Annotated in this window: 6 protein-coding genes; 1 reads left to right on the top strand and 5 read right to left on the bottom strand. The window is 64.2% G+C overall.

The window, feature by feature from the left end:
• The 5 genes from ABYV89_RS12580 to xthA form a co-directional block, all read right to left on the bottom strand.
• Positions 1–1,143 (bottom strand): anaerobic C4-dicarboxylate transporter (locus ABYV89_RS12580; protein WP_432823303.1); only part of this gene is annotated, 1,143 nt, incomplete at its 3' end.
• Positions 1,144–1,321: 178 nt separating this feature from the next.
• Entirely contained in the window at positions 1,322–2,014 is a 693-nt protein-coding gene (locus ABYV89_RS12575) for a response regulator (protein WP_432823302.1), read from the bottom strand.
• Positions 2,011–3,648 carry an ATP-binding protein gene (locus ABYV89_RS12570; RefSeq protein ID WP_432823301.1) on the bottom strand — a complete coding sequence of 546 codons (1,638 nt, stop codon included), beginning with the start codon at positions 3,646–3,648 and terminating at the stop codon, positions 2,011–2,013. Before ABYV89_RS12570 ends, ABYV89_RS12575 begins: the two co-directional genes overlap by 4 nt.
• Position 3,649: 1 nt before the next feature.
• The gene (locus ABYV89_RS12565; protein WP_432823300.1) at positions 3,650–4,894 is read right to left on the bottom strand and encodes a hypothetical protein; all 1,245 of its coding nucleotides are present in this window, start codon (positions 4,892–4,894) and stop codon (positions 3,650–3,652) included.
• Between the two features lie 33 nt (positions 4,895–4,927).
• Positions 4,928–5,752 carry an exodeoxyribonuclease III gene (xthA, locus tag ABYV89_RS12560; protein WP_432823299.1) on the bottom strand — a complete coding sequence of 275 codons (825 nt, stop codon included), beginning with the start codon at positions 5,750–5,752 and terminating at the stop codon, positions 4,928–4,930.
• A gap of 198 nt (positions 5,753–5,950) precedes the next feature.
• Between xthA and glpK the strand changes: the two genes are divergently transcribed.
• A partial coding sequence (gene glpK / locus ABYV89_RS12555; RefSeq protein WP_432823298.1) for a glycerol kinase GlpK occupies positions 5,951–7,446 on the top strand: 1,496 nt, incomplete at its 3' end.

Genomic DNA, 7,446 nt, shown 5'->3' with positions numbered 1-7,446 from the left:
CGGCATGATACCGATCAAAAGCACCGGCGAAAGACCCAGGGCCAGGCCAACGGGGAGCATCATGATGCAGGTGGCGGCCTGGCTGTTGATCACCACCGAGACCACGAACATGGCCAGGGCGAAGGTCCAGGGGTAGGCGGTGACCATTTCGGTGATGCCGACCTTAAAGCTCGGCATGGCGAACTGGAAGTAGGTGTCGCTCATCCAGGCGATACCGAAGATGGCGATGGCCGCGACCATGCCGGACTTGAAGACGACGCCTTCCGGCACCTTGTTGGAGCGGGTTTTGGTCACCATCAGGATAATGCCGCCAAAGGCCAGCATCATCATCTGGATGATAATATCCATCTTGATTGCCTTCTCGCCGACCTGCAGGGTGCGAATTTCCGGGAACATGGCGACCACCACGATCACGGCCAGGGCCAGCAGGAAGAGGAATACCGAATTGCGGGCCGAAGCCGGCAGTTTTTCATCCAGGGTGGTGGCGGTGGTGTCCTGGATGCGTTTACTCCAGATCGGATCGGCCAGCCGGCGCTGGTATTCGGGATCGTCTGCCAGCTCAGCGCCTCGGCGCATGCTGTAGAGCGACATGGCCAGGTTGCCGAGCAGGGTTGCGGGAATCGTTACCGCCAGGATCGACAGCAGGGTGATCTTGTCGGAGAGGCCGCCGAGCTGGGCAAGATAGAAGACCACCGCCGCCGAGATCGGGCTGGCCGTGATGCCGAGCTGCGAGGCGACCGAAGCCGCCGCCATCGGACGCTCGGGACGGATGCCGTTTTTCAGGGCCACGTCGCCGATGATCGGCATGATGGTATAGACCGCGTGGCCGGTGCCAAGGAGCATGGTCATGGTGTAGGTTACCATCGGTCCGAGGATGGTGACCATTTTCGGCTTCGAGCGCAGGATCCGCTCCGCCACCTGCAGCATGTACTTGAGACCGCCGGCCGCTTCGAGAATGGAGGCGCAGGTCACCACCGCCATGATGATCAGCATGACGCTGATCGGTGGGCTGGTCGGAGGCATCTTGAAAATGAAGACTTCGGCCACCAGGCCGATACCGGAAACGACGCCGAGACCGATGCCGCCGTAGCGGCTGCCCAGGTAGAGCATCAGCAGCAGAAAGAGAAACTGGATGTAAAGCATGGCAAAACTCCTTTGTTCGAGGGACGGGTTTTACACCTGCCGGGAACTCCCGCAGGTGGTCGCCAGGGATCGTTAAATCCACCCTAGCGCCCCTCGAGCAAAGAAGTAAATATTGGGAATTTAAAAAGGTTTTTGTTTATTTAGGGGATTGTGGCGATTGTGTTCACAGGGGATGAAATCAGGCTTTGCGCACATACCGCCGCTCGGGACGGCCGACCACGCCGTAGATCAGGTTGGCGGCGAGAAACCCTTCGGAGACCAGAAATTCGAGATAGCGGCGGGCGGTGGAGCGGCTGACGCCGACCTGCTCGCCGACCTCTTCGGCGCTCAGGTCCTTCACCCCGGGCTGCTCGAAGACCTGGCGGAGCTTCCCCAGGGTCAGCGGGTCGATCCCCTTGGGCAGCCCCCGCCCCAGGCTCTCCGGGGTCGAATGGGCGCGCAGCAGCTGGTCGACTTCCTGCTGCTCCAGCGCACCGCCGGCCTGGATCCGCACGAAGTAGTCGCGGTACTTGGCAAGCGCTTCCTCGAAGCGGGGGAAGTAGACCGGCTTGATGATGTAGTCGAACACCCCGCCGCGCAGGGCCTCCTGCAGCGAGGCCATCTCGCGGGCGGCGGTGATCAGGATGACATCGCTCGGAGCGTCGCCGGCGCGCATCCTGCGCAGCAGGTCCATGCCGCTCCCTTCGGGGAAAAAGAGGTCGAGCAGCACCAGGTCGGGCTCGAGCACCTCGACCATCTCCGCGGCATCGGCCAGGCCGTTGGCGATTCCCACCACCTCGAAGCCGTCCAGCTTTTCGGTGAAGCGCCGGTGCAGTTCTGAAATGCGCAGGTCGTCCTCGACAATCAGGGTGCGGATCAATGGCCGACTCATGCGCCCTCCCTTTTCTGTTTTGGAATCATCGCCACGAAGAGCGCGCCGCCCAGCTCCCCTTCGCTGAAAGTGACTTCGCCGCCAAGGGCGTCCAGCGCCCGCCGCACCAGGAACAGGCCAAGGCCGTGACCGGCCCTGGTCTTGCTGGTCACACCCCGCTCGAACAGGGTGGCGGCCAGCTCCGGCGGCACGCCCCGACCCGAATCCTCGACCTCTATGACCAGGTCGGTACCGAGGTCGGTGAGAAAGAGGCGCACCTGACGCAGCGGCCCATTGTCCCGAACCGCCTCGAAGGCGTTGTCGAGCAGATTGCCGATCACCGTCACCAGGTGGCTGCGATCCAGCGTCGCCGGCAGGTCGGCCAGCGAGCTGTCGGGGTCGAACAGAAACTCGATCTTCAACTCCCTGGCCCGGTTGAACTTGCCGAGGATCAGGCCGGCCAGCAGCGGGTCGGGAACCGCCTCGGCCAGATTGCGGATGAACTCCTGGTAGCCGCTCGCCTCGGTCATGATCAGCTCGAGCGCCTCCTGGTGGGCGCCGATCTGGATCAGCCCGGCGATGGTGTGCAGCTTGTTGGAGTACTCGTGGGTCTGCGCCCGCAGCAGTTCGGAATATTCCTGCATGCGCGAGAGCTCTCGGGTCAGCCGGTCGAGCTCGTCCTTGGGCCGGAAGCTGGCGACCGCACCGCCCTTCTCCTTGCCCAGGGGCAGCAGGTTGACGATCATGCTGCGGCCGCCCAAGGCCATCTCCTGGTCGAGCAGGGTTTCGCCAGCGGCCAGCGCCTGCTGCAGGTCGTCGCAGGGACAGATGTCGGCCAGATGCCGTCCGCGCAGGTTGTCCCGGTGCCCCTGGCCGAGGTAGCTGCGGGCGGCGGAGTTGAGCAGGGTCAGGCAGCCCTCGCCGTCAACGGCGATAATCCCCTCGCGGATCGCCCCGATAATGGCGTTGCGTTCCTTGAACAGCGCGGCGATCTCGTGAGGCTCGAGACCGAACAGGGCCGACTTGAGGCCGCGGGCGATGATCGCGGCGCCGAACACGCCGAAGATCAGCACAACCGCCACGTAGCCGTAGATTTCCCGCTGCTGCGCCAGCACCGCCACCTCGATATCGCTCAGCAGGTAGCCGACGGCGACGAAACCGACGGTAACACCGTCTACACGGCGAACCGGCACGATCCCCCGCAAGGACGGCCCCAGGGTTCCCACCGCCTGCGAAGCGTAGGAACGCCCTTCCTCCAGGGCCGGAACCAGGTCGCCGCCGACGAAGTGCTCACCGATTTTTGCCGGATCGGGATGGGACAGGCGGATCCCCTGCCTGTCCCCCACCACCACGTACTCCGCCCCGGTCGCCGCGCGGATCGACTCGGCCGTCGCCTGAACCGGAAGGCTGTCCTGATCCAGCAGCCCCTGCAGCACCAGCGGGTTGCGAGCCACCGACTCGGCCACCGCCACCGCCTTGCCGCCGATCTGCTCCCGCAGCAGTTTCGCCGCCGAATCGGAGAAGAGCGCGCCGATCAGGCTGACCAGCAGCACCAACAGCGCGGTCACCAGCAGGCTCAGCCGCAACTGCAGGCTGCGCGGCAGGAAGCGGTCGATCTTTTGAAAAAATGTCGGCTGGGGACGGCTCCCGATCACGTCACGCCCCCGCTCCGCTCGCTCCCGCCAACCGCTTAAGCAACCTGGCGTAAGGGATTTTTCTGAAGTCGAGGCTCAGCCGCCGGTGCTGCTCCTCGTAGAGAAAGCCGCGATCGATGACCGCCGCCTCGATGCCGGGCATATGCAAAGCTCCCCAGGGGATCACGACAACATCGTACCTGTCGAGGGTCAAAAGCAGCACCCGCACCAGTTCGCCGTTGCGAAGGTCAAGGATATCCCCCATCAGGGTCCGCATCAGTTCGGGAGTCATATGCCTGGCGGCCCAGGCGTTGTAGTCCCTCATGCCGGAACCGGCGGCATCGCTGTTGAGCAGGGTCTTGCCGAGCATATTGAGAAACTCGACCGTTCGCGGGTCAAACCGGTTGATATCGACATCGGCCCTCAGGATATGCAGCCCCGCCGGCTCATCCTGCGCACCGCCGGGCTGGTCGATTTCGGCGAGGGAGATCAGCCGACCGTCGAATTTCAGCGTATCCTGCGTCACCAGCCCCAGGGCCTCGCCGACGCCGCTGTAATCAAACCGGTTCTGCAGCAGGTGGTCGTTGTCGCTGACCCCTTCGGCCAGCACGATGGTTCGGCCCGGACGGATCGAATCGGCCAGCTCCTGGTAATACTCCTCCTTGCCCACGTGCATCATCCCGGCCAGCCGGATGGTTTTGTCCCCCTGCCGATAGACCCGCTCGGTCATGTAGATCCCGGCCGGGGTGAGCCGCATGAAGCCCGCGGTCTTCTGCTCGAGGTAGGTGCCGACCGAGGCCAGCGCGAAGAAGATCAGGACAAAGGGGAGCAGGACGAGGCAGACCGCGGCAAACGTCAGGGTATGGCGCAGCCTGAACAACGGGCCCGGCAGCATCGCCGGCGTCAGCAGCAGGCGCCCGCCTCTAAGCCGCAGCCAGGCCATCGCCGCCAGCGCCAGCAGCAGCTGCGCCAGCGCCGCCAGCAGGGAAAACCCGGCATCATCGACCATCACCGACAGGGGCCAGAAAGCGACGGCACCCCAGAGCGCAAAGGCGATCAGGGGGAAAAAGATCCGCTTCGGCAGGCGGCGGTCGATGCCAAGCAGGAAAAGAAAAAGGATCGCCAGCAGCGTGACGGCAACGGCCACCGACTCCCGGACGCTGGCAAGCGTATCGGCGCCGATCGCCGCGCGCAGCCCTTCATCGATCAGGGACAGCCCGCCGTCGGCGAGAAAAAGGAGCAGGAACAGGTTGGCCAATAGTCTCATGGAAAGCCTTATGGGGAGAGGCGCAACGGTGCGTTACAGGTCGGCCGACTCGATTTCGGCCCACAACGGGCAGTGATCCGAGGGCTTCTCCATGGCGCGGATGGCGTAGTCGATGCCGGTATCCTTGCAGCGCGCCATCAGGGAGGGCGTCAGCAGGATCTGGTCGATGCGCAGGCCCCGCCTGGGCTCGGCTTCGAAACCACGGCTGCGGTAGTCGAACCAGCTGAAGCGATCTGAAACCTGCGGATGCTGCTCCCGGTAGCTGTCATGCAGCCCCCAGCCCTGCAGCGCCCGGAACCACTCACGCTCTTCCGGCAGAAAGCTGGTCTTGCCGGTGCGCAGCCAGCGCTTGGCGTTGTCTTCGCCGATGCCGATATCGAGATCGACCGGGGCGATGTTGAAATCCCCCATCAGCGCCAGCGCCCCCGCCGGGTCGCACTGCTGCTCGAGGTAGCGCTGCAGGTCGGCGTAAAAGCGACGCTTGGCGGGAAACTTGAGCGGGTGGTCGCGGCTCTCCCCTTGCGGAAAGTAGCCGTTGATCACCTGCAGGCTCGCCCCCGAGGGGAGCGCGAACCAGCCGCTGATGAAGCGCTTCTGCGCCTCTTCACCATCGTCGGGGAAACCGAGCTGCACCTTGAGCGGCGGCTGTTTCGACAGCAGGGCCACGCCGTAGTGGGTCTTCTGCCCGTGAAACGCCACCCGGTAGCCGAGCCTCTCGACGGCGGCGACGGGAAAGTCGGCGTCCTGCACCTTGGTTTCCTGCAGGCCGATGATGTCGGGATCGTGCGCTGCAATCAGCGCTTCGAGCTGGTGCAGTCGCGAACGGAGGCCATTGACGTTGAATGATATCAGTTTCATAGTGTATCAAGATAATTCAGAAAACCGCTGAGAACAACCCGGATTTTGCAGAACATGGTGAAAGACGGGCGACCTGCCTGCTGGCCAGCCCCGGCGTTGCAGATATCTTCGCCATGGACAAACTGCATATTCACTAAGCGGAAACATCGTGTTAAGGTCGAAGACAGAATACCGGCTCAGGATTCAAGGAGAATGCCCATGGCCAAGTACGTCGCCGCCATCGACCAGGGAACCACCAGCACCCGCTGCATGCTCTTCAACCACTCCGGCGAGCCCGTGTCGAGCTGCCAGCTGGAACATCGACAGATCTACCCCAAGCCGGGCTGGGTCGAACACGATGCCCTCGAAATCTGGGGGCATACCGAAAAGGTCATTGCCGGCGCGCTGGAACAGGCCGGGCTGCTGGCGGGGGACATCGCCGCTGTCGGCGTGACCAACCAGCGGGAAACCACCCTGGTCTGGAACCGGCATACCGGCCGGCCCTATCACAACGCCATCGTCTGGCAGGACACCCGCACCGACGCCATCTGCAGCCAACTCGCCGGCGAAGGGGGGCAGGACCGCTTCCGCGCCCGGACCGGACTGCCGCTGGCGACCTATTTCTCCGGGCCGAAGATCAAGTGGCTGCTCGACAACGTGGCCGGCCTGCGCGAAGCGGCCGAAAAAGGGGACGCCCTCTTCGGCACCATGGACAGCTGGATCATCTGGCAGCTGACCGGCCGCAGCCAGGGGGGCGCGCACGTCACCGACGTCACCAACGCCTCGCGGACCATGCTGATGGACCTCGACGGCACCCGCTGGAATGACACAATCATCGCCCTGATGGGCATCCCGAAACCGATGCTGCCGGAGATCCGCCCGTCCAGCGATCCCGAGATCTACGGCACCACCAGCGAAAAAGGCCCCTTCGGCGGCCGCATCCCGGTCTGCGGCGACCTCGGCGACCAGCAGGCGGCCACCGTCGGCCAGACCTGCTTCAGCGTCGGCGAAGCGAAGAACACCTACGGCACCGGTTGCTTCATGCTGCTCAACACCGGCAGCGAGATCGTCCATTCGAAGAACGGCCTGCTGACCACCCCCTGCTACAAGTTCGGCCAGGAGCCGACCGTCTACGCACTGGAAGGCTCGATCGCCATTGCCGGGGCGGTGGTCCAGTGGCTACGCGACCAGATGCGCCTGATCGACACCGCCGCCGAGGTCGAGACCCTGGCCCGCACGGTCGAGGACAACGGCGGCATGTACTTCGTCCCCGCCTTCTCCGGGCTCTTCGCCCCCTACTGGAAGAGCGACGCCCGCGGCGCCATCGTCGGCATGACCCGCTACCTGACCCGCGGCCACTTCGCCCGCGCCGCCCTCGAAGCGGTCGCCTACCAGACCCGCGAGGTGCTCGATGCCATGGAGGCCGACTCCGGGATCAGGCTCAAGGCCCTCAAGGTCGACGGCGGCATGGTCGAAAACGAACTGCTGATGCAGTACCAGGCCGACGTATTGAACGTCTCGGTCATCCGGCCGAAGGTGGCCGAAAGCACCGCCTTAGGCGCCGCCTACGCCGCCGGACTCGCCGTCGGCTACTGGAAGAATACCGACGAGATGCGCAAAAACTGGGGAGTGGACAAAACCTGGGAACCCTCCGCGGACGACACCGCCCGCAGCAAAAACTTCGGCCTGTGGAAGAAAGCCGTCACCCGCACCTT

Origin of the sequence: Trichloromonas sp., assembly GCF_041583255.1 — a bacterium.
GTDB lineage: Bacteria > Desulfobacterota > Desulfuromonadia > Desulfuromonadales > Trichloromonadaceae > Trichloromonas.
This window is presented reverse-complemented; position numbering and strand designations above follow the sequence as displayed.

Excerpts from the sequence above, each read along its gene's own strand:
- ABYV89_RS12575 (WP_432823302.1), bottom strand. The coding sequence starts at position 2,014 with ATGAGTCGGCCATTGATCCGCACCCTGATTGTCGAGGACGACCTGCGC.
- ABYV89_RS12565 (WP_432823300.1), bottom strand. The coding sequence starts at position 4,894 with ATGAGACTATTGGCCAACCTGTTCCTGCTCCTTTTTCTCGCCGACGGC.
- xthA (WP_432823299.1), bottom strand. The coding sequence starts at position 5,752 with ATGAAACTGATATCATTCAACGTCAATGGCCTCCGTTCGCGACTGCAC.